19 protein-coding genes are annotated in these 25,882 nt (G+C 72.5%); 5 read left to right on the plus strand and 14 right to left on the minus strand.

Going from position 1 to position 25,882, the window contains the following annotated elements; translation table 11 throughout:
- The first annotated feature begins 7 nt into the window (after positions 1 to 7).
- Positions 8 to 826 (plus strand): DUF3097 domain-containing protein, encoded by an 819-nt coding sequence (locus M6G08_RS03670; RefSeq protein WP_272585751.1) that lies wholly within the window; start codon positions 8 to 10, stop codon positions 824 to 826.
- On the opposite strand, the gene M6G08_RS03675 is transcribed toward M6G08_RS03670, so the two are convergent.
- From M6G08_RS03675 to lepA, 5 genes are all read right to left on the minus strand, one after another.
- On the minus strand, positions 804 to 1,382 hold the full coding sequence (locus M6G08_RS03675; protein WP_272585752.1) for a Uma2 family endonuclease: 579 nt from the start codon (positions 1,380 to 1,382) through the stop codon (positions 804 to 806). The genes M6G08_RS03670 and M6G08_RS03675 overlap by 23 nt on opposite strands.
- 100 nt (positions 1,383 to 1,482) lie before the next feature.
- Positions 1,483 to 2,715: a radical SAM family heme chaperone HemW gene (hemW, locus tag M6G08_RS03680; RefSeq protein ID WP_272585753.1), complete on the minus strand. Its 1,233-nt coding sequence runs from the start codon at positions 2,713 to 2,715 to the stop codon at positions 1,483 to 1,485.
- A gap of 60 nt (positions 2,716 to 2,775) precedes the next feature.
- On the minus strand, positions 2,776 to 4,923 hold the full coding sequence (locus M6G08_RS03685) for a SpoIIE family protein phosphatase (RefSeq protein ID WP_272585754.1): 2,148 nt from the start codon (positions 4,921 to 4,923) through the stop codon (positions 2,776 to 2,778).
- A 207-nt stretch (positions 4,924 to 5,130) separates the two neighbouring features.
- Positions 5,131 to 7,008, minus strand: coding sequence for an AMP-dependent synthetase/ligase (locus tag M6G08_RS03690; RefSeq protein ID WP_272585755.1), 1,878 nt, complete (start codon positions 7,006 to 7,008; stop codon positions 5,131 to 5,133).
- 308 nt (positions 7,009 to 7,316) lie between these two features.
- Positions 7,317 to 9,185, minus strand: coding sequence for a translation elongation factor 4 (lepA, locus tag M6G08_RS03695; RefSeq protein WP_272585756.1), 1,869 nt, complete (start codon positions 9,183 to 9,185; stop codon positions 7,317 to 7,319).
- A gap of 252 nt (positions 9,186 to 9,437) precedes the next feature.
- Here lepA and rpsT point away from each other — a divergent pair, with 252 nt between their 5' ends.
- Complete coding sequence (rpsT, locus tag M6G08_RS03700) at positions 9,438 to 9,704, plus strand: 30S ribosomal protein S20 (RefSeq protein WP_272585757.1); 267 nt, start codon at positions 9,438 to 9,440, stop codon at positions 9,702 to 9,704.
- A gap of 241 nt (positions 9,705 to 9,945) precedes the next feature.
- Here the strand turns inward: rpsT and holA are convergent, their stop codons facing one another.
- From holA to M6G08_RS03720, 4 genes are all read right to left on the minus strand, one after another.
- Positions 9,946 to 10,935 (minus strand): DNA polymerase III subunit delta, encoded by a 990-nt coding sequence (holA, locus tag M6G08_RS03705; RefSeq protein WP_272585758.1) that lies wholly within the window; start codon positions 10,933 to 10,935, stop codon positions 9,946 to 9,948.
- Positions 10,936 to 10,977: 42 nt separating this feature from the next.
- A complete protein-coding gene (locus tag M6G08_RS03710) occupies positions 10,978 to 11,223 on the minus strand; it encodes a hypothetical protein (RefSeq protein ID WP_272585759.1) in 246 nt (81 codons plus the stop codon).
- A gap of 15 nt (positions 11,224 to 11,238) precedes the next feature.
- Positions 11,239 to 12,120: a YceI family protein gene (locus tag M6G08_RS03715; RefSeq protein ID WP_272585760.1), complete on the minus strand. Its 882-nt coding sequence runs from the start codon at positions 12,118 to 12,120 to the stop codon at positions 11,239 to 11,241.
- A 156-nt stretch (positions 12,121 to 12,276) separates the two neighbouring features.
- A complete protein-coding gene (locus M6G08_RS03720) occupies positions 12,277 to 13,125 on the minus strand; it encodes an arylamine N-acetyltransferase family protein (RefSeq protein WP_272585761.1) in 849 nt (282 codons plus the stop codon).
- A 98-nt stretch (positions 13,126 to 13,223) separates the two neighbouring features.
- Here M6G08_RS03720 and M6G08_RS03725 point away from each other — a divergent pair, with 98 nt between their 5' ends.
- On the plus strand, positions 13,224 to 13,847 hold the full coding sequence (locus M6G08_RS03725; RefSeq protein WP_272585762.1) for a histidine phosphatase family protein: 624 nt from the start codon (positions 13,224 to 13,226) through the stop codon (positions 13,845 to 13,847).
- 43 nt (positions 13,848 to 13,890) lie between these two features.
- Here M6G08_RS03725 and M6G08_RS03730 read toward each other — a convergent pair whose 3' ends face one another.
- The 5 genes from M6G08_RS03730 to leuS form a co-directional block, all read right to left on the minus strand.
- The gene (locus tag M6G08_RS03730; RefSeq protein ID WP_443048730.1) at positions 13,891 to 16,527 is read right to left on the minus strand and encodes a ComEC/Rec2 family competence protein; all 2,637 of its coding nucleotides are present in this window, start codon (positions 16,525 to 16,527) and stop codon (positions 13,891 to 13,893) included.
- The gene (locus M6G08_RS03735) at positions 16,524 to 17,600 is read right to left on the minus strand and encodes a ComEA family DNA-binding protein (protein ID WP_272585763.1); all 1,077 of its coding nucleotides are present in this window, start codon (positions 17,598 to 17,600) and stop codon (positions 16,524 to 16,526) included. Before M6G08_RS03735 ends, M6G08_RS03730 begins: the two co-directional genes overlap by 4 nt.
- A gap of 108 nt (positions 17,601 to 17,708) precedes the next feature.
- Positions 17,709 to 18,554, minus strand: coding sequence for a DegV family protein (locus tag M6G08_RS03740; protein WP_272585764.1), 846 nt, complete (start codon positions 18,552 to 18,554; stop codon positions 17,709 to 17,711).
- A gap of 72 nt (positions 18,555 to 18,626) precedes the next feature.
- Complete coding sequence (locus M6G08_RS03745; RefSeq protein WP_272585765.1) at positions 18,627 to 19,373, minus strand: hypothetical protein; 747 nt, start codon at positions 19,371 to 19,373, stop codon at positions 18,627 to 18,629.
- Positions 19,374 to 19,577: 204 nt separating this feature from the next.
- Entirely contained in the window at positions 19,578 to 22,463 is a 2,886-nt protein-coding gene (gene leuS, locus M6G08_RS03750; protein ID WP_272585767.1) for a leucine--tRNA ligase, read from the minus strand.
- A 494-nt stretch (positions 22,464 to 22,957) separates the two neighbouring features.
- Here leuS and M6G08_RS03755 point away from each other — a divergent pair, with 494 nt between their 5' ends.
- Together M6G08_RS03755 and M6G08_RS03760 are read left to right on the plus strand one after the other, a co-directional pair.
- The gene (locus M6G08_RS03755) at positions 22,958 to 24,244 is read left to right on the plus strand and encodes a ferric reductase-like transmembrane domain-containing protein (protein ID WP_272585768.1); all 1,287 of its coding nucleotides are present in this window, start codon (positions 22,958 to 22,960) and stop codon (positions 24,242 to 24,244) included.
- Positions 24,241 to 25,854: an NADH-quinone oxidoreductase subunit NuoF family protein gene (locus M6G08_RS03760; RefSeq protein ID WP_272585769.1), complete on the plus strand. Its 1,614-nt coding sequence runs from the start codon at positions 24,241 to 24,243 to the stop codon at positions 25,852 to 25,854. Before M6G08_RS03755 ends, M6G08_RS03760 begins: the two co-directional genes overlap by 4 nt.
- The last annotated feature ends 28 nt before the right edge of the window (positions 25,855 to 25,882 follow it).

Genomic DNA, 25,882 nt, shown 5'->3' on the forward strand with positions numbered 1-25,882 from the left:
CGGGAGAATGCGCCAGTACTCCGCCGACCTGACCCCTCCGTGGAAGAAGCCGCAGCCGGTACCGGAGGTTCCGGCCGACCCCGGCCTGGTGGTCGAGGAGCCCGGCACCGGGTTCTGCGGCGCGGTGATCGGCTGCGAGGCCGGCACGGTGACCCTGGAGGACCGCTTCGGCAAGCACCGGGTCTTCCCGATGGAACCGCGCGGCTTCCTGCTGGAGGGGCGGGTGGTGACGCTGGTGCGGCCCTCGTCGTCCTCGGGTCCGGTGCGGCCCTCCCGTACGGCGTCGGGTTCGGTGGCGGTCCCGGGGGCCCGCGCGCGGGTGGCGCGCGCCGGGCGCATCTACGTCGAGGGGCGGCACGACGCCGAGCTGGTCGAGAAGGTGTGGGGCGACGACCTGCGCATCGAGGGCGTGGTGGTGGAGTACCTGGGGGGTGTCGACGACCTGCCGTCGATCGTCGCCGACTTCGCGCCGGGACCGGACGCGCGGCTCGGCGTCCTGGTGGACCATCTGGTGCCCGGCTCGAAGGAGTGGCGGATCGCGGAGTCCGTGACGAGCGAGCACGCGCTGGTCGTGGGCCACCCGTACATCGACATCTGGGAGGCGGTGAAGCCGTCGTCGCTTGGGATCGAGGGCTGGCCCCGGGTGCCGCGCGGTCAGGACTGGAAGACGGGGGTGTGCCGGGCGCTGGGGTGGCCGTCGGAGAACACGGGGGCGGTGTGGCAGGCGATCCTGGCGCGGGTGGGGTCGTACAAGGACCTGGAGCCGGCGCTGCTGGGGCGGGTGGAGGAACTGATCGACTTCGTCACGGGTAGCGGTGGGGCTTGACGCCGGTGAAGGTGCCGAACTCGCTGGTGTCGAGGTCGATTCCCAGAGCTTCCAGTGGCAGCCGGTCCCCGAATTTCACGATCTCCTGAGTCAGGTAGTCGGCTTCCTCGCCCTCCCCCGTGGGCTTCGTCAGCAGGACGCACTGCGCCATGATCGGGTCCAGGACGAGGTAGACGGGGATCTCTCCCGCCGCGTAGATCGAGCGTTTGGTGAGGTAATCCTGGTGGACGCTGGACTTGGAGACGACCTCCACGACCATCGTGACCAACTGGCAGGGCAGCAGGCGGCCTGACGCAGGCATGAGGTCACGCCCCAGCACCACCAGGTCCGGCACCGGCTCGCTCGCCTCGTCGAGGATGTCGACGTCCTGGGTCTGCAGACGGGACCAGCGCTGCCGCGGGACCTGGTCCTGTACATCGGCAACGATCATGTTGTGCACGATGTCAGGACTGGCCATCATCACGATTACCCCCCGGAGAAGCTCCACCTTCACGCCCTCGGGAGGCTCAAGTTCCTCGAAATACTTGGTCATCCCGCGTTCGTCCACAGCGGTCATCTCCGTGGCCCTCCACATCCGCCGCGTCCTTTTGGCGGCAGCCTACGAATCAGACTAGGTTCCGAACCTCCGTTCCGCACCGATTCACTCGCCCGAGGGATCAATCCACCAGATCCCGCACCACCGCGTCCGCCAGCAGCCGCCCGCGCAGCGTCAGCACCGCGCGCCCGTCCTCGTACGGCCCCTCCTGGAGGAGCCCCTCGCCCAGCGCCCGCCGCGCCGCCGCGAGCCCCGCCTCCCTCAGCAGGGACAGCGGGACGCCCTCCCGCAGGCGCAGCTCCAGCAGGATCCGCTCCACGCGCCGGTCCTCGTCCGTCAGGACCTCGCGTCCGGCCCCCGGCGACTTGCCTGCCGCCAGCGCCCCCGCGTACGCCCCCGGGTGCTTCACGTTCCACCACCGCACGCCCCCCACATGGGAGTGTGCGCCCGGCCCCGCGCCCCACCAGTCGGCGCCCCGCCAGTACAGCTCGTTGTGCAGGCAGCGCCCGGCGTCGGAGGTGGCCCAGTTGGACACCTCGTACCAGTCGAAGCCCGCCGCGGCGAGGGTCTCCTCGGCGATCAGGTAGCGGTCGGCGTGGACGTCGTCGTCGGTCATGGGGACCTCGCCGCGCCGGATGCGGCGGGCGAGCTGGGTGCCCTCCTCGACGATCAGGGCGTACGCGGAGACGTGGTCGGGTCCGGCGCCGAGCGCGGCTTCCAGGGAGGCGCGCCAGTCGTCGTCGGTCTCGCCGGGGGTGCCGTAGATCAGGTCGAGGTTGACGTGGTCGAAGCCGGCCGCGCGGGCCTCGACGACGCACGCCTCGGGGCGGCCGGGGGTGTGGGTGCGGTCCAGGATCTTCAGCACGTGCTGCTTCGCGCTCTGCATGCCGAAGGAGATCCGGTTGAAGCCGCCCTCGCGGAGGGTGGCCAGGTAGGCCGGGTCGACGGACTCCGGGTTGGCCTCCGTCGTGATCTCCGCGTCCGGTGCGAGGCCGAACTCGTCGCGGATCGCGTGCAGCATCCGGACCAGGTCGCCGGCGGCCAGCAGGGTCGGCGTACCGCCGCCGACGAAGACCGTGCGGACCTCGCGGGGGTCGTCGCCGAGCACCTTGCGGGCGAGGCGGACCTCGTCGGTCAGGGTCTCGGCGTAGTTGCCGCGCGAGGCGAGGACGCCTCCGGTGCCGCGCAGTTCGGTCGCGGTGTAGGTGTTGAAGTCGCAGTAGCCGCAGCGGGTCGCGCAGTACGGGACGTGCAGGTAGAAGCCGAGGGGACGGTCGGCGGCGCCGGCGAGCGCGGACGCCGGGAGGGCACCGTCGGCGGGGACGGGCTCGCCGTCGGGGAGTGCGGAGGGCATGCGTTCCATTGTCCCGTACGGCGGCTGTTGCTCGGTTGCCCGCCTGGCTCGGCCGCCCGCCTACTCGGCCTGGAGCACCAGCAGCGCCAGGTCGTCCTCGGGAGGCCTCGCCCCGAACTCGTGCACCAGCCGCCTGATCCGCTCCGCGACCAGTTCGGCGTCCAGGCCCGCACACCCGGTGAGGGCCGCGGCGAGCCCGTCCCCGTCGTCGAACTGACGGGAGCCGCTGCGCCGCTCGGTGACCCCGTCCGTGACGCACAAAAGGGTGTCGCCGGAGCGCAGCTCGAAGGTCTCGCTCGTGTACGTCACGTCCTCGACGACGCCGAGCAGGGTCTGCGGCTCGGCGACCGTGCGGACGGTGCCGTCGGGGCCGAGGAGGAGGGGCAGCGGGTGGCCGGCGGAGGCGAGGGTGCAGCGGACGCCGTCGTCGTGGGGGATCAGTTCGCCGTAGAGGAGGGACAGGAAGCGGGTCTGGGGTCCGTCGCCCGGGGCAACCGGTGGACCGCCCGCGGCGACCAGGGCACGGGCGGCGGCGTCGGCGGCCTCGGTGGCGTCGTCGAGGAGGAGCTGGTTGAGGCGGTCCAGGACGTCGGGGACGCCGTACTCCTCGCGGGCCAGCAGCCGCAGCCAGGGCCGGGCGAGTCCGATGACGACGGCGGCCTCGGGGCCCTTGCCCTGGACGTCGCCGAGGGCGAAGCACCAGCGGCCGTCGCCGGCCGGGAAGAGGTCGTAGAAGTCGCCGCTGGGGCCGCCCTTGTCGCGCGGTTCGTGGACGAGGGCGCTGCGCACGCCGGGGATCTCGGCGACGGCGCCGGGCAGCAGGCCGCGCTGGAGGACGGCGCTGATGGTGGCCTGGCGGGCGTACTGGCGGGCGGCGCCGATGGCGAGCGCGACACGGCGGCTGAGGTCCTCAACGAGGCCGGTGATCTCGTCGGGGAAGCCTGCCGGGCCGGCCCGGCCGATGACCAGGGTGCCGAGCGGCCGGCCCCCGGCGACCAGGCGGTAGGCGAGCGCGGTTCCGCGGGTGCCGTCCGGGCCCAGCGCCCCGCCGGGCCAGGGGTGGGCGACGGGGCCGGAGCGCCAGGGGTCGCGGGGGCGGGGCGGGTCCTTCTCCAGGGCGCGGCGCAGCTCCTCGATGTGGCTCTCGCTGCCGTGCCAGACGCGGGCCAGCCGCGCCCCGACGACCGTGCCGGGGGCGTCGCTCCAGGCTCCGCGGCCCAGGGATTCGTCCTCCAGCCACACCGCGCACCAGTCGGCGAGCCGCGGCACGATCAGCTGTCCGGTGAGGGAGGCCACCAGATCCTCGTCGAGCTGCCCGGCCAGCAGGTCGGATGCCTCGGCGAGGAAGGACAGGGCGCCGCGGCCCAGCCACTCGCGGTCGCGGACACCGCGCCGGCCGGTGTCGGCCGTGCCGTCCCGTCCGTCCCGCCGACCGGTCCACCGCGGGGGGTCAAAGCGGTCGGGGAACGCCGTGGGCCGTGAGTGCTCGGCTTCCGGGCGGTCGGGGGCGGTGGGTCCAGCGCGGCCGGGGGCGGCGGGTCCCGGGCGGGCGGAGGCAGCGGATGCAAAGCCACGCGGGGCGAGAGGTTCCGCACGGTCGGGGATCTCGTGGCGGCCGGGGCCCGGCTCCGGCGCGAACGGCAGGTCGCACCCGTCCGGGTACGACGCGGTCCGCTCGCCGGCTTCCGCCGCCTCCTCCCCCTCGGCACCCGCGGCCCGCAACCGTGCCCAGACCGTCTTCGTGCCCGGCCGGTAGGTGATGCCCCAGGCCTCCGCGAGCGCGGCGACGAGCCGCAGGCCCCGGCCGTACTCGGGGGTCTCGTGCGGCGTCTCCCGGTCGCCGCTCCTCGGCGCCCGGGACGGGTGGTGGTCGGTGGCCTCGACGACGAGGGTTCCCGTCTCCTCCAGCCGGCAGACGACCTCGACGTCGGTGCCGGCGTGCACGACGGCGTTGGTGACCAGTTCGCTGACGGCCACCAGGGCGTCTGCGGTCAGGTGCTCGGTCAGCTGTTCCGTGCCGGGCAGGCCGAGCGCGGACCAGTCGGCCAGCGCGGCCCGCACCATCTCGCGGGCCGCGCCCGGCGCGAGGGAGCTGCCGAGCAGGGTCACGTGCGCCCGCGCGCACTCCTGGACGGACACGCCGCCAGGGTGCGCGGGCACCCCTGCGGCGCGGGAGACGGTCTCCCGTTGCGTCGGAATGGCCCCCATGGACGGCTCCCCGGGCAGTGCGTGCGCATACTTCGCAGTCAATGCCGACAGAGTGACAGACCGGCCCCGCCCATAAGCTCGGAGTTACCGAAGTGGGCCGCCATGGGCGAGATCCGTGGTAGGCGAACGCTCGAAGAAGGCCGGAATCCGGTCAGTTCCGGGCATTCGCCGTACGGGTCCCGACGCTCGGGACGATGCCCGCTCGCGCTACGCCTCCCGCGAGCCCTCGTACATCTCCTCGATCAGGTGCTTGTACTCCCGCTCCACGACCGGCCGCTTCAGCTTCAGGCTGGGCGTGATCTCGCCGTGCTCGACGTCGAGGTCGCGGGGCAGCAGACGGAACTTCTTGATGGTCTGCCAGCGCTGGAGGCCCTCGTTGAGCTGCTGGACGTAGCCGTCGACCATCTCGACGGTGGCGGGCGCCGCGACGATCTCCGCGTACGGCTTGCCCTCCAGGCCGTTCTCCTTGGCCCACTCGGTGATGGCGATCTCGTCGAGGGCGATGAGCGCGGTGCAGAAGTTCCGGTCGGCTCCGTGGACGAGGATGTTGGAGACGTAGGGGCAGACCGCCTTGAACCCGCCCTCGACCTCGGCGGGCGCGATGTACTTGCCGCCCGACGTCTTGATCAGGTCCTTCTTGCGGTCGGTGATGCGCAGGTAGCCGTCCGGCGAGAGTTCGCCGATGTCGCCGGTGTGGAACCAGCCGTCGGACTCCAGCACCTCGTCGGTCTTCTCGGGCAGCTTGTGGTAGCCCTCCATGATGCCGGGGCCGCGCAGCAGGATCTCGCCGTCGTCGGCGATGCGCACCTCGGTGCCGGGCAGCGGCTTGCCGACGGTGCCGGTGCGGTAGGCCTCGCCCGGGTTGACGAAGGACGCGGCGGAGGACTCGGTGAGGCCGTAGCCCTCCAGGATGTGGATGCCGGCGCCGGCGAAGAAGTAGCCGATGTCGGGGGCGAGGGCGGCCGACCCGGAGACACAGGCGCGCAGGTTGCCGCCGAAGGCCTCGCGGATCTTGGCGTAGACCAGCTTGTCGGCGACGGCGTGCTTGGCGCGCAGGCCGGCGGGGGCGCTCGCGGTGCCGGTGCGCTTGAAGTTGTCCTGGGTGACCTTGGCGTACTCGCGGGCGACCCCGGCGGCCCACTGGAAGATCTTGTACTTGGCCCCGCCGCCCGCGCGGGCCTTGGCGGCGACGCCGTTGTAGACCTTCTCGAAGATGCGGGGCACGGCCGCCATGTAGGTCGGCCGGACCACCGGCAGGTTCTCGATGATCTTGTCGACGCGGCCGTCGACGGCGGTGACGTGACCGGCCTCGATCTGGCCGGAGGTGAGCACCTTGCCGAAGACGTGCGCGAGCGGCAGCCACAGGTACTGCACGTCGCCCTCGGTGACCAGGCCGGTCGCCGCGATCGCCTTCGCCATGTACGACCAGTTGTCGTGCGGGAGGCGGACGCCCTTGGGCCGGCCGGTGGTACCGGAGGTGTAGATGAGGGTGGCGAGCTGGTCCTTGGTGAGCGCGCCGACCCGCTTCCTGACCAGTTCCGGGTCCTGCTCCAGGCGGGCGGCGCCCCGGCGCTCCAGCTCGTCGAGGGTGAGGACCCAGTCCTCGGAGGTGTCGGCGCCGGCCGCGTCGACGACCACGACGTGGGTGAGCTCGGGCAGCTCGGCCCGCTTCTCCCTGGCCTTGGCCAGCTGGGCGGCGTCCTCCGCGATCAGCACCCGGCTCTCGGAGTCGGAGAGGATGTACGCCGACTCCTCCGCGTTGGTCTGCGGGTAGACGGTGGTCGTCGCGGCGCCGGCGCACATGATGCCGAGGTCGGCCAGGATCCACTCCAGGCGGGTGGAGGAGGCGAGCGCCACGCGCTGCTCGGGCTGCACGCCCAGCTCGATGAGACCGGCCGCGATCGCGTGGACGCGCTCGGCCGCCTGCGCCCAGGTCAGCGACTTCCAGTCGTCCGGGCCCTCACCCGACGCGGACGGCACCGGGTAGCGGTAGGCCTCGGCGTCCGGCGTGGCCGCCACCCGCTCCAGGAAGAGTCCCGCCACGGAGGGCGGACGGTTCTCGATCAGTGTCTGTGTGTCGCTCACGACATCCTCCGTGGGCCCGCGACGGCGCGGCTTGCTCAGGTGCGGCTGGATTCACTCTCGGGCGGTGGTCGGGCAGGGGACCGGACAGAGGCCCGGGTCACGTGCCATCACTTGTTTAACTCACGAGTAACTACGGGGCAGGCATCAGAGTAAAGGGCGAGTGGCGTCGGCGTAAGAGTCCGCGCCCTGTCACTTCCTACAGATGCGCGCCCGTGACATGCGAAGGGACCCGCCGCACTTTCGTACGACGGGCCCCTTCGCGTCCGTTTTGCCGGACTCGGTGTGCGTGCGGCACCGCGGCCTGGCGGCTACTTCTTGCCCTTGCCCGACCCCGCGTTGTCGTCGCTCGACAGCACCGCGATGAAGGCCTCCTGCGGAACCTCCACGGAGCCCACCATCTTCATCCGCTTCTTGCCCTCCTTCTGCTTCTCCAGCAGCTTCCGCTTGCGGGAGATGTCACCGCCGTAGCACTTGGCGAGGACGTCCTTGCGGATGGCGCGGATGGTCTCGCGGGCGATGACGCGCGAGCCGATGGCGGCCTGCACCGGCACCTCGAAGGCCTGCCTCGGGATCAGCTCCTTGAGCTTGGCGACGAGCCGGACGCCGTACGCGTACGCCTGGTCCTTGTGGGTGATCGCCGAGAAGGCGTCCACCTTGTCGCCGTGCAGCAGGATGTCGACCTTGACCAGGCTGGAGGTCTGCTCGCCGGTGGGCTCGTAGTCCAGGGAGGCGTAGCCGCGGGTCTTGGACTTCAGCTGGTCGAAGAAGTCGAAGACGATCTCCGCGAGCGGGAGGGTGTAGCGGATCTCCACCCGGTCCTCGGAGAGGTAGTCCATGCCGAGCAGGGTGCCGCGCCGGGTCTGGCACAGCTCCATGATGGCGCCGATGAACTCGGTCGGCGCCAGGATCGTGGCGCGCACGACCGGCTCGTAGACCTCGTTGATCTTGCCCTCGGGGAACTCGCTCGGGTTGGTGACCTCGACCTCGGTGCCGTCCTCCATGACCACGCGGTAGACCACGTTGGGCGCGGTGGCGATCAGATCGAGGCCGAACTCGCGCTCCAGGCGCTCGCGGATCACGTCGAGGTGGAGCAGGCCGAGGAAGCCGACGCGGAAGCCGAAGCCGAGGGCGGCGGAGGTCTCCGGCTCGTAGACCAGCGCGGCGTCGTTGAGCTGGAGCTTGTCCAGGGCCTCGCGCAGCAGCGGGTAGTCGGAGCCGTCCAGCGGGTACAGGCCGGAGAAGACCATGGGCCTGGGGTCCTTGTAGCCGCCGAGCGGCTCCTCGGCGCCCTTGTGCTGGCTGGTGACGGTGTCACCGACCTTGGACTGGCGGACGTCCTTCACGCCGGTGATCAGGTAGCCCACCTCGCCGACGCCGAGACCGTCGGCGGAGAGCATCTCCGGCGAGTTGGTGCCGATCTCCAGCAGCTCGTGCGTGGCGCCGGTGGACATCATCCGGATGCGCTCGCGCTTGTTGAGCTGGCCGTCGATGACGCGGACGTACGTCACGACACCGCGGTAGGAGTCGTAGACCGAGTCGAAGATCATCGCGCGGGCGGGGGCGTCCTTGACGCCGACCGGCGCGGGGACCTCGGCGACGACCTTGTCCAGCAGCGCGTCGACGCCCATGCCGGTCTTGGCGGAGACCTTGAGGACGTCGTCGGGGTCGCAGCCGACCAGGTTGGCGAGCTCCTCGGAGAACTTCTCGGGCTGCGCGGCCGGCAGGTCGATCTTGTTCAGTACGGGGATGATCGTGAGGTCGTTCTCCATCGCCAGGTAGAGGTTGGCGAGGGTCTGGGCCTCGATGCCCTGGGCGGCGTCGACGAGGAGGATGGTGCCCTCGCAGGCGGCCAGCGACCGCGAGACCTCGTAGGTGAAGTCGACGTGCCCCGGGGTGTCGATCATGTTGAGGATGTGCGTGTTGCCCTCGTCGTGGGACGGGGCCCACGGCAGTCGCACCGCCTGGGACTTGATCGTGATGCCGCGCTCGCGCTCGATGTCCATGCGGTCGAGGTACTGGGCGCGCATCTGCCGCTGCTCGACCACACCGGTCAGCTGGAGCATCCGGTCGGCGAGCGTGGACTTGCCGTGGTCGATGTGCGCGATGATGCAGAAATTGCGGATCAGCGCCGGGTCGGTACGGCTCGGCTCGGGCACATGGCTGGGGATCGCGGGCACGCAGGGTCCTGATTCTTGAGGCGTCCGCAGTGTCTGCGGTCTCGGGTCGGATCGATACGTAGCTTCCATCGTCCCACGGGTGGGGCGCCGGGAGGGGTTCGGGAGGGGTAGCGGGCGGGTTTGGGCGGGCAGAGTGGCCGCTGGTAGTGTGGGTTGCTGTGTCTCATGCCCTCTCAGCGCGAGGCACTCCTTCAAGAAATCACCGGTACGGGACCCTCGCGGCCTCGTACCTGAACCTGCAAAGGCTCATTCGTGGCGAACATCAAGTCCCAGATCAAGCGGAACAAGACCAACGAGAAGGCCCGGCTGCGCAACAAGGCCGTCAAGTCCTCTCTGAAGACCGCGATCCGCAAGGCTCGTGAGGCCGCTGCCGCGGGCGACGCCGAGAAGGCCACCGAGTACCAGCGCGTTGCTGCGCGCCAGCTCGACAAGGCCGTCTCCAAGGGCGTCATCCACAAGAACCAGGCCGCCAACAAGAAGTCGGCCCTGGCCCAGAAGGTCGGCGCCCTCAAGGGCTGAACCCCTTATCTGGTCTGATCGCCGGAGGGACCCAGGGCGGGCCCTCTCTCATCCGCCCCCGTCCGGCACCCAGGATCCATGCGCGGCCTGCGTTCGCCACGCGGGCATGGATCCGCGAGTTTGATCCGAAGGCCCCGGTGGCCGTCCTTCCCCAGGACGTACGCCGGGGCCTTCGGTGTGAGCGGCGGGACCTTGGTGTGAGCGGCGGGGCCTTCGGTGTCGGGCGGCTGTCCGACCCGGGTTACGCGCGTCCCCGTGAACGCGCCGCCCGCGCGACGGTCACCACGCACTTCTCCAGGGCGTACTCGGGGTCGTCCCCGCCGCCCTTCACGCCCGCGTCCGCCTCGGCCACCGCGCGCAGGGCCACCGATACGCCGTCCGGGGTCCAGCCGCGCATCTGCTGCCGGACGCGGTCGATCTTCCACGGCGGCATGCCCAGCTCGCGGGCGAGGTCGGCGGGGCGTCCGCCGCGGGCGGAGGAGAGCTTTCCGATGGCCCGCACGCCCTGGGCGAGCGCGCTGGTGATCAGTACCGGCGCCACTCCGGTCGCCAGGGACCAGCGCAGCGCCTCCAGAGCCTCCGCCGCCCGTCCCTCGACCGCGCGGTCGGCGACGGTGAAGCTGGAGGCCTCCGCCCGCCCGGTGTAGTAGCGGCCGACGACGGCCTCGTCGATCGTGCCCTCGATGTCGGCGGTCAGCTGGGACACCGCAGAGGCCAGCTCCCGCAGGTCGCTGCCGATCGCGTCGACCAGCGCCTGGCACGCCTCGGGGGTGGCGGACCGCCCGGCGGTGCGGAACTCCGCCCGCACGAAGGCCAGCCGGTCCGCGGGCTTGGTCATCCTGGCGCACGCCACCTCGCGGGCGACCGCCTTGCGCGCGGCGTCCAGCAGGCCCTTGCCCTTGGCGCCGCCCGCGTGCAGCAGTACGAGGGTGATCTCCTCGGCGGGCGTGCCGAGGTAGGCCTTGACGTCCTTGACCGTGTCGGCGGACAGGTCCTGCGCATTGCGTACCACGACGACCTTGCGCTCGGCGAAGAGCGAGGGGCTGGTGAGCTCGGCGAGCGTGCCGGGCTGCAGCTGGTCGGGGGTCAGGTCGCGTACGTCCGTGTCGGCGTCGGCGGCCTTCGCGGCGGCCACCACCTCCTGCACGGCGCGGTCGAGCAGGAGGTCCTCCTGGCCCACGGCAAGGGTCACCGGGGCGAGAGGGTCGTCGTTCGCAGTCTTCCTGGCCATCGCGACAAGCATCGCACGCGCCACTGACAGCGGCGGCGTGCCCTACGGCTCCTCGCGCCAGCCCTCCCACTCCCCCGCGAACGCGTCCAGCTCGGCGGGGTCCAGGGCCTCACGCTCGTCCCGCAGGACGACGAGCCACTGGGCGTCCTCGGCGTCGTCCTCGCCGGCCAGCGCGTCCCTGAGGATCCGCGGTTCCTCGTCGGTCCCGAACCGTTCGCCGAGCGCCTGGGCCGCCTCCTCGGCGGCGTCGCGGTCGGGCAGCACCAGCACATGTCTCACATCGCTCACGGGTGCCATTGTCGGTCAGCCCTTGGGCACGATCTGCACGTCGAGGTCGATGCGGATGCTGGGCCCGACGACGGCGATACCGCGCGCCAGCATCGTCTGCCAGCTGACCGTGAAGTCGTCGCGGTGCAGCTCGGTGGTGGCGCGGCAGGCCGCCCGCGTCTCGCCCTCCATGCCGTTGCCGAGGCCGAGGTACTCGGCGTCCAGCGTGACCGTGCGCGTCACACCGTGCAGCGACAGCGCGCCGGTCACGGCCCAGCGGTTGCCGCCCCGGTGCGTGAACTTGTCGCCGTAGAACTCCAGCGTCGGATACCGCTGCACGTCCAGGAAGTCCGCGGACCGCAGGTGGTCGTCGCGCATCTTCACGTTGGTGTCGATGGACGCCGCGTCCATCACCACGTGCATCGCCGACCGCTCCATGCCCTCGGCGATCCGCACCGCGCCGGCGAACGCGTTGAAGCGGCCGTGGATGCGGGCCAGACCGATGTGCCGCGCGGTGAACGCGATCGAGGAGTGCGTCGGCTCGATCTCCCAGTCGCCCGGCGCGGGCAGCTCGGGGGGCTGGGCCACCTGAAGCGTCACGTCGCCGAGCGACGCCAGCGCGTCCTCGATGACCGTCACGGACGCCCGGTAGGGCGTGTAACCCTCGGCGGACACGGCGAGCCGGTACTCCCCCGAGGGCACCGTCGCCACGAACGTCCCGAAGGGGTCGGTCCCGCCGCCGACCACCTTGCGCCCCATGGTGTCGCTGACCGCGAACTCCGCGTTCGCCACCGGCTCGTTGACCGGGTCGAGTACCCGGCAGCTGAGCACTCCGGCGTTCGGTGGCGTTGGCACCGCGGCCAGGGGTCCCGTCCGTTGCATCCGCTTCGTACGGTTCCCCAGCAAGCGGCCGATCATCTGCGACCCCCTCTGCGTGACGTGGAAAAATGGTTGACGAAGAAACATTCGATCACCATTGGGGCTTTCGCGGCAACACGGGGCCACATCGCGGGAAAGCGACGCATGTGCCGCGGGTACGCACGAGTAGCCCTTGTAGCCCCGTGTTGCCCGGTTTCAGTGCTCCCGGCGGGTTTCCTCACGAGCGGGCCCGGCGGGCACCCGGTCGAGGCGGACCCCGAAGAGGTCCCGGTACACCCCCAGCACCTCCTGGTCCGTCGCCACCTCACGCACCTCCCGTCCCCCGTCGACGGCGGTCGTCGTGAGCCTGCGCCCGCTGAGCGTGACCCGCCCTCCGTCCTCCGTGAGCCGGGAGCACACCGGGGACTGGAGGAAGTGAGACCGGGGCGAGGTGCTGTGCCACCACGCACCGGCCACGAAGTCGCCGAGCACCCTCGGGCGCGGCTCCAGCCGGTACACGGGCTTCCCGTCGCACAGCACGTCCAGGTCGGCCGCGCGGGCCGCGTAATGCCCGCCGCGCACCCCGGCCGCGTCCGGCCCCGCCGCCACGATCCGGAAGGTGCCTCCGGGGTCCTCCTGCTCACCCCGCTCCCCGAACTCCAACGGCCCGTGACTGTGCGCCCCGAACCCGACGTCCGCCAGCCAGTCACCCCCGTCCACCGTCCGCACCAGCAGCGCCATGTGGTCGTACGGGATCCCGAGCACGCCGCCGTCCCCGTACACCCGCGCCGCGAGCAGCGTGACCTCGTACCCGAGCGCGGACAGCAGCGCGCCGAAGAGCCCGTTGAGTTCGTAACAGAACCCGCCCCGCCGCGCACCCACGATCTTCTCCAGCAGCCGCGCCTCCTCCAGCACGATCTCCTCGCCCAGGTGGACGGACAGGTTCTCGAACGGCACCGTCCGCAGATGGCGCAGGTGCAGCTCGCGCAGGGCGTCGAGGGTGGGCCGGGCCGGAGCCCCGGCTCCGAGCCGGCGGAGGTAGGCGTCGACCTGTGATGTCTCCATGCCCTCAGTCTCCTGGAGCGTGACTGGACGGAACCGGCGAGGCGGGACCGGGCGTCGATCGGTGCACAAGACCGCTGATGGACGTGGAGGAGCATGCGATGACCGGCACGGCCACCCGATACCTCTGCCTGGCCCGGCACGGCGAGGCGTCGTCGGAGGAGAGCGGGCTGACGGAGAACGGCCGCCGGCAAGCCGTGCTGCTCGGCCGGCGCCTCCGGGATCTCCCCCTGACGGCCGTTCACCACGGTCCGCTGCCCCGGGCCGAACAGACCGCACGTCTCATCGGTGACCAGCTGGAGAACGTGCCTCTCCACGCCTCGGAAGTCGCCGGGGACTACGTTCCCCACGTGCCGGACAGGGACGATCTCCCGGTGGAGTCGGCGGACTTCTTCCTCGGCTTCCTCGCCGGGGCCACCGAGGAGGAGCGGGAGCACGGACCCGCGCTGGCCCGCCGGGCGCTGGACATGTTCACCGGGCCGGTGGACGGTGAACAGGACCGGTACGAACTGGTCGTCACGCACAACTTCCTGATCGCCTGGCTCGTACGGGACGCCATGCACGCGCCGCCGTGGCGCTGGCTCGGCCTCAACCACTGCAACGCCGCACTCACGGTCATCCGGTACCCGCCCGGTCGGCCCGCCTCCGTCCTCACCACCAATGACATGCGCCACCTGCCCACCGAGCTGCGCTGGACCGGGTTTCCTCCCGAGGTGCGCGTCTGAGGGTGCCCGTGGCGCGGGACGCCGTCCGGCCACCGCACATGCCTCAGCCACCCGCCACCCGCAGCCTCTCTCCGGTGCCGGTGACCGCCAGCGCCCCGTCCCGGTCCGTGCGCAGCACCATCGCGCCCCGCGAGCGCAGCGCGGCGACGGTGGCCGGCGCGGGGTGGCCGTAGGTGTTGTCCTCACCGCAGCTGATGAGCGCCAGCCTCGGGGCCATCTTCCGTATGAGGCCGGGGTCCTGGTGGGCGGAGCCGTGGTGGGCGACCTTCAGTACGTCGACCTCCTCCAGGGCCGCGGCGGCCGGCGATCTCGCCAGGGCCTGCTGGGCCGGGGGCTCCAGGTCCCCGAGGAGCAGCAGGCGCAGGCCCGCCGTCCGCACCAAGAGGGTGACGCTGGCATCGTTGGGGCTTTGCGCGCTCGGTGGCGGGGGCGTGGGGGAACCCGGCACCGCGGCGGCGGGTGGGGTGCTCGGAGGTGGCCACACCACCTCCCAGGACAGCGGGCCGGTCCGGCGCCGTTCCCCGGCGGTGGCGTGCCGCAGGGGGATCTGTCGGGCCGCCGCCTGTCTGCGGACGAACTCCGCCTGGTCGGCGGGCTCTTCCAGGGCCGTGGTCTCGATCGCGCCCACCGAGCGTCCCCGCAGCACCCCGGGCAGTCCCGCCACGTGGTCGGCGTGGAAGTGGGTCAGCAGCACGAGTGGGACGCGGGTGATGCCGAGTGAGCGCAGGCAGTGGTCGACCAGCGCCGGGTCGGGTCCGGCGTCCACGACGACGGCCGTGTCGTCGCCCGCCGCGAGGACCAGGGCGTCGCCCTGTCCCACGTCGCACATCACCATCCGCCAGCCGGCTGGGGGCCACCCGGCGATCACCCGGGTCAGTGGTGGCGGCTGCACCACCGCCAGCGCCAGCACCACCGCACAGACACCGCACCACCAGGGGTGCTTCAGCAGCCGTCGGCCGAGGAACAGCACCGCCACCGTGACGAGGGCGAGCAGCGCCGCGCCCGGCCAGCTGCCCGGCCAGTCCACACCCGCGCCGGGCAGCGCGGCGCCGGTGCGGGCGATCCCCGCGATCCACTCGGCCGGCCAGCCCCCGCACCAGGCCAGCGCCTTGGCCAACGGCATCGCCAGTGGTGCCGTCGCCAGCGCCGCGAAGCCCAGCACCGTGGCCGGCGCCACCGCGAACTCCGCGAGCAGGTTGCACGGCACCGCGACCAGACTCACCCGCGCCGACAGCACGGCGACGACCGGCGCGCACACGGCCTGCGCCGCGCCCGCGGCGGCCAGTGCCTCGGCGAGCCGGGGCGACACACCGCGTCGGCGCAGTGCCGCGCTCCAGCGCGGGGCGAGCGTGAGCAGGGCGCCGGTGGCCAGCACGGAGAGCAGGAAGCCGTAACTGCGGGCCAGCCACGGGTCGTACAGCACCAGCAGGAGGACCGCCGTCGCCAGCGCCGGGAGCAGGGACCTGCGGCGTCCGGTGGCCAGGGCGAGGAGGGCGACGGTTCCGCAGGCGGCGGCACGCAGCACGCTCGGGTCGGGGCGGCAGACGATGACGAAGGCCAGTGCGAGCACCCCGCCGAGCAGCGCGGTCGTCCGCAGGGAGATGCCGAGGCGTGGCGCCAGTCCCCGGCGTTCGCTGCGCTGGGCCAGTCCGGGAGGGCCTAGCAGTAGTGCCAGCACGATCGTGAAGTTGGCTCCGGACACGGCCAGCGTGTGCGCGAGGTCGGTCTCCTTGAACGCCTCCTCCAGCTCGGGCGTGATGCGCGAGGTGTCCCCGACGACCAGCCCCGGCAGCAGGGCTCGCGCGTCCGCGGACAGGCCGTCGGTGGCCTCCCGCAGACCGGCCCGCAGTCGTCCCGCGAGTCGTTGCGCGTCCGACGGACCGGCCGTCACCTTCGGGCCCGCTGGATCGCCCCGTACCCGCAGCACGGCGGCGACGCGGTCGCCGGGCGTCCTCGGGGGCGCCGTGCGAGCGGTGACGCGGAGCCGCGTGGTGGGCAGGAGCTCCAGCCAACGGGCGGTGCCGGCGCCTGCCTTGCCCGACTCGTCGCCCCCGCCCACGTCGACGAGCATCAGCACCGGCGTCCGCGTCCGGACCTCCCGCCCGCCGGTCTCGGTCACCCGCCGTACGTCGCCCTCGATCAGCACGGTGGGCGGCACGGCACGGTTCCCCCGGACTCTGGGCCGGGTGAGGCGCGGGTCGGCGGTGAGCTCGACCTCCGCGGTGACGCTGGCGTACTGCCGGGCCAGCGCTGGTACGGGCCCGCGTCGCAGGTCGGCGCCGTGCAGCGCGGCCGAGGCCGCGGAGGCGGCGACGCAGAGGAGGAGAGCGGCGACCGAGGCCCGGGACCGCCCTCGTGCGGGCCCGCGTGCTCGTGTCCTCAGCAGCAGGACGGCGGCCACTGCCAGACCGACCGTCACCGCGCCCACGGCCCACCCGGCCGGCGCGTCCAGCAGCAGCGCCGCCGTGCCCCAGGCGGCGAGCGCGGGCGGGACCAGCCGCAGGTCCGCGGGGCCCTCCTGCCGGGGGTGGGCGGCCCCGAGCCGGTGCCCGGAGGCGGCGTGCACGGGGGCACGCGGAGATGTCGTGCCGTTGGCGGCGCTCGTCTGCGCGTCGTCCGACCCGGTGCTCACGGCCGCACGAGGTCCGGTGCTCACGGCCGCCCGAGGTCCGGTGCTCATGGCCGCACGAGATTCCGCAGGTCGGCGAAGCGGCGGTCGCCGATACCGTTGACCTCGCGCAACTCGTCGACCGAGCGGAACCCGCCGTTCCTGGTGCGGTAGTCGATGATGTGCTGGGCCAGCACCGGGCCGACGCCCGGGAGGGTGTCGAGCTGGTCGGCGGTCGCCGTGCTGAGGGAAACCGGTGCCGCGGGAGCGGTCGGCCCCACCGCCGCGCCGTTCGGGCCGGCCCCCGCGGGCTGCGCCGGAGCGCCGACGATCACCTGCTCGCCGTCCATGAGGAAGCGGGCGCGGTTCAGGCCGTCGGTCTTCGTGCCGGGCCGTACTCCCCCGGCGGCGCGCAGGGCGTCCTCGACCCGTGAACCGGCCGGGAGGCGGTGGACCCCGGGCTCGCGCACCTTGCCGCCGACGTCCACCACGATCTCGGCCCCGGCCGTCGCCGGCGCGGTGCCCGTGGGCGGGTCGGTGGCTGTCCGTCCGTCGGCCGCCTCGCTCTTCTCCCCGGCACCGTAGGCCGCCGCCTCCCGCACCACCTCGGGCGCGGATACCTGCTGGGTGCGGCCGGTCCAGAAGTGCTGCACGGCGAAGACCGCGGCGACCACGAGCAGGACCGTGAGCGCGACCGCGCTGCGCCGCTCCATCCCGCACCGGGTCTGCAGCCACACCGGCATGCGCTCCCGCAGTGCCTGCCCGGCGCGTTCGCGCCAGGTGAGCGCGCCGGCGTCCGGGACAGTCCCGGCATCCGTGACGGCCCCCGCGTTCGTGGCAGCCCCGGCGCCCGTGAGGGCGACCGGATCCGGTGCGGTTGCCGCCCTGCTCGGCAGCCTCTCCTGCTCCCCGCCCGGCGGTCCCTTCCCCGACTCCCCCCGCACACCGGCGCCTTCGCCGAAGATCGCCTCCGCGCGGAGACGGAGGTGCTCCGGCGGCGGACGGCGGCGCCCGTGCCGTGCGCGGCCGGGCGGACCGGAACGGGAGCGGAGGGCGCGGTGGTGGCGGGAACGGCCGTCCGAGGCCGGCCCGCGTCCCGGGCCGCTGGTCGCGTGCGGTGTACGTGTGCGTGATCGAAGAGCCATGCGACGAGGATGGGGCACCTCGCCGCACCTGCGATGATCATGCTCGATTCCCGGGGACTACCGACGGGTTGTGGACAACTCCGGCCCTCACACGAGTGATACGACGCGTCACCGCGACGAGACCACGACCCCCAACAACCCCGGCCCCGTGTGCGCCCCGATCACCGCGCCGACCTCGCTCACATGCAGGTCGGCTAGTTCCGGCACCCGCTCCCGCAGGCGTTCCGCCAGGGCCGACGCCCGGTCGGGCGCGGCGAGATGGTGGACGGCGATGTCCACGGGGGCGCTGCCCGCGCGCTCGGCGACGATCTCCTCCAGCCGGGCGATGGCCCTGGACGCCGTACGGACCTTCTCCAGGGGCTCGATGCGGCCGTCGGCCAGCTGCAGCAGGGGTTTCACCGCGAGCGCGGAGCCGAACAGGGCCTGGGCGGCTCCGATCCGGCCGCCCCTGCGCAGGTAGTCCAGGGTGTCGACGTAGAAGTAGGCGGAGGTGGCCGCGGCCCGCTTCTCCGCGGCCGTGACCGCCTCGTCCACGGTGCCGCCCGCCTCCGCCGTCTCGGCCGCGGCGAGCGCGCAGAAGCCGAGGGCCATCGCGATCATGCCGGTGTCCACGACCCGCACCGGCACCGGCGCCTCGCGCGCGGCGACGACGGCCGCGTCGTGGGTACCGGAGAGCTCGGCGGAGAGGTGGAGGGAGACGATGGCGTCGGCGCCGGAGTCGGCGATGCGGCGGTAGGTCTCGGCGAAGAGCTCGGGCGCGGGACGGGAGGTGGTGACCGGGCGCCGTTTCTGCAGGGCCTGGGCCAGCGAGCGGGTCGAGATCTCGGTGCCCTCTTCCAGCGCCCGGTCGCCGAGGACGACGGTCAGGGGTACCGCGGTGATGCCGTGCCGCTCCATCGTCCGGGCCGGGAGGTAGGCCGTTGAATCCGTGACGATCGCGACATGGCGGGACATGAGCTGGAGGTTACCTGCCGTAGCGCCCATACGGCAGTCCGGCCCCGGTGACCGGCTCCCGGAGGGCTGTGATCAGGTCGTGCTCTCCGGTCGGGCCTGCTTCTGCCAGGGGTAGACGGGGCTCGGAGCGGGCGGGGTGATGGCGGGCCGCTCGGGCTCTCGAGCGGGCTCCGGTCGCGGCTCCGACCGCGGGTCCTCCGGCCGGCTCTGCGGGGCGGGCGGGGCGTCGGCGGCCGGCGCCTCGGGCCAGGACGGCGGCGCGGCGGCGGGCTCCGTCTCGGTCCAGTGCCGCAGCGCACCGGCCTCGACGTCGATCTGGGCGCTGAGCGAGTCCAGGTCGTCGTCGGCGAAGCGGCGGGCCCGGTCACGGGCCGCCCAGCGCAGGGACTCCGCCGACCGGGCGATGCGCTCGGTGCGTTCCCGCAGCTCGGGCAGGCGCTGGGCGAGCGTGGCACGGTCGGGCTCGGACTCCAGGCGCCTGAGCTCCCCGTCCAGTTCGAAACCGTGGGCGCTGAGCCGCTCGAAGAGGCCCAGGGACTCCTTGAGGGACTCGTCCTCGGCGACGCCCGCGTGCAGGGCGTCCTGCGTGGCCCGCATCGACGTGCGCAACGTCAGCCGCAGCTGGGCGAGCTCGGCGGCCGGACCGACCTGGACGAGGGACTTGGCGCGCAGGGTGTGGTCCTCGACCGTGCGGCGGGCCTGGGTGATGCCGCGGTCCACGCTGCGCTTGGCGACGCCGACGGCCTTCACCGTGGCGTAGACGCCCAGTACGACGGCGAGCAGGAAGAGCAGGGCGAAGACTGTGATGACTGCTTCCACGAAGCTCCTCCTCCGAGCGTCCGGCCCGCCGGACGGCAGACCGACAGGCCGTCCGGCCGACAGACCGACAGACCGCGGCACTCTCCGCGCCGCTCTTCCACGGTAAACGCAGCGGGCAGGCCCCGGGTTCCGACGGAACCCCGAACCTGCCCGCACACATCCCTGAAACAGCCCGTAGGGGGCTGTCCTACGCGGCCGCTCGCCTCACGCCGGAACGATGTTCACCAGCTTCGGCGCCCGCACGATCACCTTCCGGATCCCGGCGCCGCCCAGCGCGGCCACGACCTTCTCGTCGGCCAGCGCCGCCTTCTCCAGGTCCTCGTCGGAGACGGACGGGGAGACCTCCAGGCGCGCCTTGACCTTGCCCTTGATCTGGACGACGCAGGTCACGGTCTCGTCGACCACGTACGCCGGGTCGGCCACCGGGAAGTCCTGGTGGACGACCGAGTCCGGGTGGCCCAGCTTGCGCCACAGCTCCTCGGCGACGTGCGGGGCCAGCGGCGCGACCAGCAGCACCAGCCGCTCGGCGACCGTGCGCGGGACAGGGCCGCCGACCTTGGTCAGGTGGTTGTTCAGCTCGGTGACCTTGGCGATCGCGGTGTTGAACCGCATGCCCTCCAGGTCCTGCCGCACGCCGTCGATGGCCTTGTGCAGGGCGCGCAGGGTGTCCTCGTCGGGCTCCGCGTCCACCACCGTCACGTCACCGGTGGTCTCGTCCACGACGTTGCGCCACAGCCGCTGCAGCAGGCGGAACTGGCCGACCACCGCGCGGGTGTCCCAGGGGCGGGACACGTCCAGCGGGCCCATGGCCATCTCGTACAGGCGCAGGGTGTCGGCACCGTACTCGGCGCAGATCTCGTCGGGGGTGACCGCGTTCTTCAGGGACTTGCCCATCTTGCCCAGCAGCCGGGAGACCTTCTCGCCCTGGTAGAAGTAGGCGCCGTCACGCTCCTCGACCTCGGCGGCGGGTACGGCGATGCCGCGTGCGTCGCGGTAGACGTACGCCTGGATCATGCCCTGGTTGAACAGCTTGTGGAACGGTTCGGCCGAGGAGACGTGCCCCAGGTCGAACAGCACCTTGGACCAGAAGCGGGCGTACAGCAGGTGCAGCACCGCGTGCTCGGCGCCGCCGACGTACAGGTCGACGCCGCCGTGCGGCAGGCCCTCGCGGGGGCCCATCCAGTACTGCTCGATCTCGGGGTCGACCAGCTGCTCGCCGTTGTGCGGGTCCAGGTAGCGCAGCTCGTACCAGCAGGATCCGGCCCAGTTGGGCATGGTGTTGGTCTCGCGCCGGTACTTGCGCGGGCCGCGGCCGTCGCCCAGGTCCAGGGTGACGTGGACCCAGTCCTCGTTGCGGGACAGCGGCGTCTCGGGCCGGGTGTCGGCGTCGTCGGGGTCGAAGGTGCGCGGGGAGTAGTCCTCGACCTCGGGCAGCTCCAGGGGCAGCATCGACTCGGGCAGGGCGTGGGCGACGCCGTCCTCGTCGTAGACGATCGGGAAGGGCTCGCCCCAGTAGCGCTGGCGGCTGAACAGCCAGTCGCGCAGCCGGAAGTTGACGGTGCCCCGGCCGGTGCCGGAGCGCTCCAGCCACTCGGTGACGCGGGCCTTGGCCTCGACGACGCCCAGGCCGTCCAGGGAGACGTCCGCACCGGAGGAGTTCACGATCTTCGCGTCGTACGAGGCGAACGCCTCGTCCCAGGTCGACGTGTCCGTGCCCCGGCCGTCCGTCGGCTCGACGACGCAGCTGATCGGCAGCTCGAAGGCGCGCGCGAACTCGAAGTCACGGGTGTCGTGCGCCGGGACCGCCATGATCGCGCCGGTGCCGTACCCCATCAGCACGTAGTCGGCGATGAAGACCGGGACCCGCTCGCCGTTGACCGGGTTGGTCGCGTACGCGCCGACGAAGACGCCGGTCTTGTCCTTGGCCTCGGCCTGCCGCTCGACGTCGGACTTGGCCGCGGCCTGCGCGCGGTAGGCGGCGACGGCCTCGGTCGGGGTGGCGTGGCCGCCGGTCCAGGCGTCGTGGGTGCCCTCGGGCCAGGCGGCCGGGGTGAACTTCTCGACCAGCGGGTGCTCGGGCGCCAGCACCATGTAGGTGGCGCCGAACAGGGTGTCGGGTCGGGTGGTGAAGACGGTGATGTTCTCGCCGTCGATCGGGAAGTCGACGCGGGCGCCCTCGGAGCGGCCGATCCAGTTGCGCTGCTGCAGCTTGATGGCCTCGGGCCAGTCCAGCTCGTCCAGGTCGTCCAGCAGCCGGTCGGCGTAGGCGGTGATCCGCATGTTCCACTGGCGCAGCTTGGACTTGAAGACGGGGAAGTTGCCGCGCTCCGAGCGGCCGTCGGCGGTGACCTCCTCGTTGGCCAGCACGGTGCCCAGGCCGGGGCACCAGTTGACGGGCGCGTCGGAGGCGTAGGCCAGGCGGTACTCGCCCAGGACGTCGGCGCGCTCGCCCTCGGTCAGCTCGCTCCAGGAACGGCCACCGGGAACGGCGCGCTCACCGGACTCGAACTGGGCGACCAGCTCGGAGATCGGGCGGGCCTTCCTCGCCTCGTCGTCGTACCAGGAGTTGAAGATCTGCAGGAAGATCCACTGGGTCCACTTGTAGTACTCCGGGTCGATCGTGGCGAACGACCGGCGGTTGTCGTGGCCCAGGCCCAGCCGGCGCAGCTGGCTCCGCATGTTCTCGATGTTGGCCTCGGTGGACACGCGCGGGTGCGTGCCGGTCTGCACGGCGTACTGCTCGGCGGGCAGGCCGAAGGCGTCGAAGCCCAGGGTGTGCAGGACGTTGTGGCCGGTCATCCGCTGGAAGCGGGCGAAGACGTCGGTGGCGATGTACCCCAGGGGGTGGCCGACGTGCAGGCCGGCGCCCGAGGGGTACGGGAACATGTCCATGATGAACTTCTTGGGCCTGGCGACCAGCTCCGGGTCGCCCGCCAGGTCACCCTTGGGGTTCGGTGCGGCGTACGTCCCCTCGGCGTCCCAGAAGTCCTGCCAGCGTGCCTCGATCTCGGCGGCCATGGCCGCCGTGTAGCGGTGCGGCGCGGCGTCCGCCGTCACGGGGGCGGTCGCCGCGGGGTTCGTCTCGCTCATGATCCTCAAAGCTCCATCGATCGTCTCTGCCAGCGGCTGCGACCTTCAAGACCAGCGGCTGCGATTGCCGGGAAATGAAAAATCCCCTCGCACAGGAGGGGACGCCGCGCCGATTCCGACCGCCGGAACGGACCGGGGTCGGGACTGATCAGCGCGGCTCGCTAAGCAGAAGGCGTACGGCACGCATGGCGTCAGGGTACCGCAGTCGCCGCGCGGGCCGCGACGGGCTTCCCGCCGACCCGAGCCTGAACCAAGGTCAAAGGTTACTTCGCGTAACGACCACTAAGGGGACAACACCACGAGCGCATTGTCGTTTGATAACAACGCAATAACTCAAACCCCGTACTCACGGGTATGGCGCCACTTAGAGTGCGGCAGCGGGACCGCTTTCCCGAACCGCTCGGAGTCGCCCCCATGAACCCTCCTCCCTTGATCCACCCGGGCAGCGCCGGCTCGCCCCCTCCCCGCACCCCCCTGACGCGGGGTGGTCTGCCGTGGTGACGAACGACAGCACGGTGGACGACACCTTCGCCGAGTTCCTCAACTTCGGCGCCGGCGTCCTCTCCCTCGTCCTCCTCAGCTGCTCCGTCATCTGGGGGCTGGTCGCCCAGGACCGGATCGTCCTCGACGCCCGCCGGCGCATCCTCGCCCAGGCGGTGCACCGGACCACCGCCGTCGCCTCGGTGGTCTTCCTGCTGGTGCACATCGGGGTCAAGCTGGCCCTGGACCACACCACCTGGGTCGCCGCGGTGATCCCCTTCGGGCTGCTGGCCACGGACGACGAGGCGTTCGGGGGCCGGTCCGTGCTCATCGGCTTCGGCACCCTGGCCAGCATGCTCATGATCTTCGTGGGCGTCACCGGTGCCCTGCGCAACCGCTTCGCCGCCCCGGCGCCGGTGGCCTCGCGCTGGCGGGCCATGCACATGCTGGCCTACCCGGCGTGGTGCCTGGCCCTGCTGCACGGGCTCTACGCGGGTCGCGCGGCGAAACCGCTGTTCACCGTCCTGTACGCGCTGTCCGTGCTGGGTGTCATGGCGGCCCTGGCGCTGCGCGCGGCACCCCGCCCGGTCAAGCGCACGGTCGCCGCCCGGATCGCCGCCTTCCTGGGCACCGAGGAGCGGGTGGCCCGCGAGGAACTGGAGGAGAGCCGGTTCCGGGCCACGGCCGCCGCGCTGCCCGGCTACGGGAGCCGGACGGCGTCCCGGCGGCGCGGAGCTTCCTCCTCCGCACCGCTGTACGAGTCCTCCGCGCCGCTGTACGAGCCCGCGGAACGCCTTACGGCACCGGAACCGGCGGGCGGCTTCGCGGCGGCCTACCGCGCGGTGTCCAACCCGTCGGGCGGACGCCGCCGGCCGCTGACGGCCGACCCGGCCGCGTCCGACCGGCTGCCGCCGGACATGCGGCCCACCGAGGCGATGCCCCTGGTCGACGGCGGCGGCAGCACGTCGGGAAGCTGGCCGGTGCCCTCGCCGCCCCCGGTCGGGGAGGCGCCCCCGTCGGCGTACGACCCGCTCGACGACACCGGACACACCATCCCGGTCTACGGCGGCCCGGACACCACCGGCCGGTCGCCGGACCACGGCCACGCGCCGGGCCACGGCTCGAGTGACGTGTACGACACCGGTGAGACGAACGCCGTGCACGACACGTACTACCCCAACGACACGTACAACAGCGGTCCCGCAACCGAACCAAGCCCCGGTGCGCCCTCGTCGTCCCACGACTTCGACGCACCGGGTTCGGGCGAACCTTGGAACGCGCCCTCCGGAGGCTTTAAGTGAACGAGGCCCTGCCCGACGTCCCCGAAGTCCGCGTGGTCGGTCTTCCCCAGCTCACGTCGGGCTTCGACCTTGTCGAGCGCCTGGATCTTCCCATGCACCTCAAGGTGCACGGGCCGCTCGAACCGATGGGCGGGGAGCAGCTCGCGCAGCTCTCCGAACGCATCAACCTGAAGGGCCGCGGCGGCGCGGGCTTCCCCTTCCACAAGAAGCTGCGCTCGGTCGCCGAGTCCGCCATCAAGCGCGGCGTGCGGCCGGTCGTGGTCGTCAACGGCAGCGAGGACGAACCGGCCTGCCGCAAGGACACGGTGCTGATCAACCGTGCCCCGCACCTGATCCTGGACGGCGCGCTGCTGTGCGCCGAGGCGATGGGCGCCCGCACCCTCGTCATCGGCGTCACCCGTGAGTCCACCCAGCGCTCCATGGAGGCGGCCCTCGCCGAACGCGGCCTGAGCAACGGACGCCGCTCCGCCCTGCGCGCACGCGTGCAGCGCAACCCGGTGCGCATGGTCACCGGCGCGGCCGCCTCGCTGATCCGCTCCATCGACGGCGGCCCGGCGATCCCGCCCGGCCGCAAGGTCAGCGCCTCGAAGAGCGGCGTGGGCGGCGCACCGACCCTGCTGTCCAACGCCGAGACCTTCGCACAGCTCGCGATCGCCGCCCGCATCGGCCCGGAGCGCTACGGCAACACCGGCCTGTACGACGAGCCGGGCACCGTCATGCTCACCGTCTCCGGTGCGGTCGCCCGGCCGATGGTGATCGAGGTGCCGACGGGCGTACCGCTGCGCTACGTCCTCCAGCTGGCCGGCGCCCCGCCGGTGCCGCAGGGGGTGCTGACCGGCGGCTACCACGGCAAGTGGATCGACGCGGCGACCGTCGACGAGGCGATCGTCTCCCGCAACTCGCTGCAGCAGGTGGGCGGCTCGCTCGGCGCGGGCGCGATCCTGCCGATCGGTCAGGACACCTGCCCGCTGGGCGAGTCGCTGCGGGTGGCGCAGTGGCTGGCCCAGGAGAGCGCGGGCCAGTGCGGCCCCTGCTACCTCGGTCTGCCGGCCGCCGCGCGGGGCCTGGAGGACATCCTGAACGGCGGCGGCCCGGCCGCCCTGGAGGCGGTCAAGCAGGTCGCGCGGAACGTGAAGCGGCGCGGCGCCTGCTCGCACCCGGACGGCTCGGCGATGTTCCTGGAGTCGACGGTCAAGGCGTTCACGGACGACCTCGCCGCCCACGTCCTCGGCAACGGTTGCGGACGGCCCGTGGAGGGCGTCCTGCCGCTCCTGGAGGGCGGGGGGACTCCTACGGGCGTCCCGGGCGGTGACGGGGAGAGCGGGCCCAGTCGGCAGAAGATCTACGTGGACTGGACGCTGTGCCGGGGCCACGGGCTGTGCGCGGACGTCCTCCCGGAGGTCTTCCAGCTCGGCGCCGACGGCTTCCCGACGGTCGCACAGGCGGACGTGCCGCGCTTCGCGGAGGCCAAGGCGGTGCGCGCGGTGCGCCGCTGTCCGGCGCTCGCGCTGCGCATCGAGGGGGACACTCGGGCACCGGCCGCCCCGTCCTCGCGGAGCAACCTGCCGGTCCTCTCCCCGGGCCGGGGCCGCCGGGCGCTGGGCCGCTGAACACGAGGAAACCCCCGGATCGGTGATC

It is taken from the genome of Streptomyces sp. M92 (assembly GCF_028473745.1).
Taxonomy (GTDB): domain Bacteria; phylum Actinomycetota; class Actinomycetes; order Streptomycetales; family Streptomycetaceae; genus Streptomyces.

Excerpts from the sequence above, each read along its gene's own strand:
- M6G08_RS03670 (WP_272585751.1), top strand. The coding sequence starts at position 8 with ATGCGCCAGTACTCCGCCGACCTGACCCCTCCGTGGAAGAAGCCGCAG.
- M6G08_RS03675 (WP_272585752.1), bottom strand. The coding sequence starts at position 1,382 with ATGACCGCTGTGGACGAACGCGGGATGACCAAGTATTTCGAGGAACTT.
- hemW (WP_272585753.1), bottom strand. The coding sequence starts at position 2,715 with ATGCCCTCCGCACTCCCCGACGGCGAGCCCGTCCCCGCCGACGGTGCC.
- M6G08_RS03685 (WP_272585754.1), bottom strand. The coding sequence starts at position 4,923 with ATGGGGGCCATTCCGACGCAACGGGAGACCGTCTCCCGCGCCGCAGGG.
- holA (WP_272585758.1), bottom strand. The coding sequence starts at position 10,935 with ATGGCCAGGAAGACTGCGAACGACGACCCTCTCGCCCCGGTGACCCTT.
- M6G08_RS03715 (WP_272585760.1), bottom strand. The coding sequence starts at position 12,120 with ATGATCGGCCGCTTGCTGGGGAACCGTACGAAGCGGATGCAACGGACG.
- M6G08_RS03720 (WP_272585761.1), bottom strand. The coding sequence starts at position 13,125 with ATGGAGACATCACAGGTCGACGCCTACCTCCGCCGGCTCGGAGCCGGG.
- M6G08_RS03725 (WP_272585762.1), top strand. The coding sequence starts at position 13,224 with ATGACCGGCACGGCCACCCGATACCTCTGCCTGGCCCGGCACGGCGAG.
- M6G08_RS03730 (WP_443048730.1), bottom strand. The coding sequence starts at position 16,527 with ATGAGCACCGGACCTCGGGCGGCCGTGAGCACCGGACCTCGTGCGGCC.
- M6G08_RS03735 (WP_272585763.1), bottom strand. The coding sequence starts at position 17,600 with ATGGCTCTTCGATCACGCACACGTACACCGCACGCGACCAGCGGCCCG.
- M6G08_RS03740 (WP_272585764.1), bottom strand. The coding sequence starts at position 18,554 with ATGTCCCGCCATGTCGCGATCGTCACGGATTCAACGGCCTACCTCCCG.
- leuS (WP_272585767.1), bottom strand. The coding sequence starts at position 22,463 with ATGAGCGAGACGAACCCCGCGGCGACCGCCCCCGTGACGGCGGACGCC.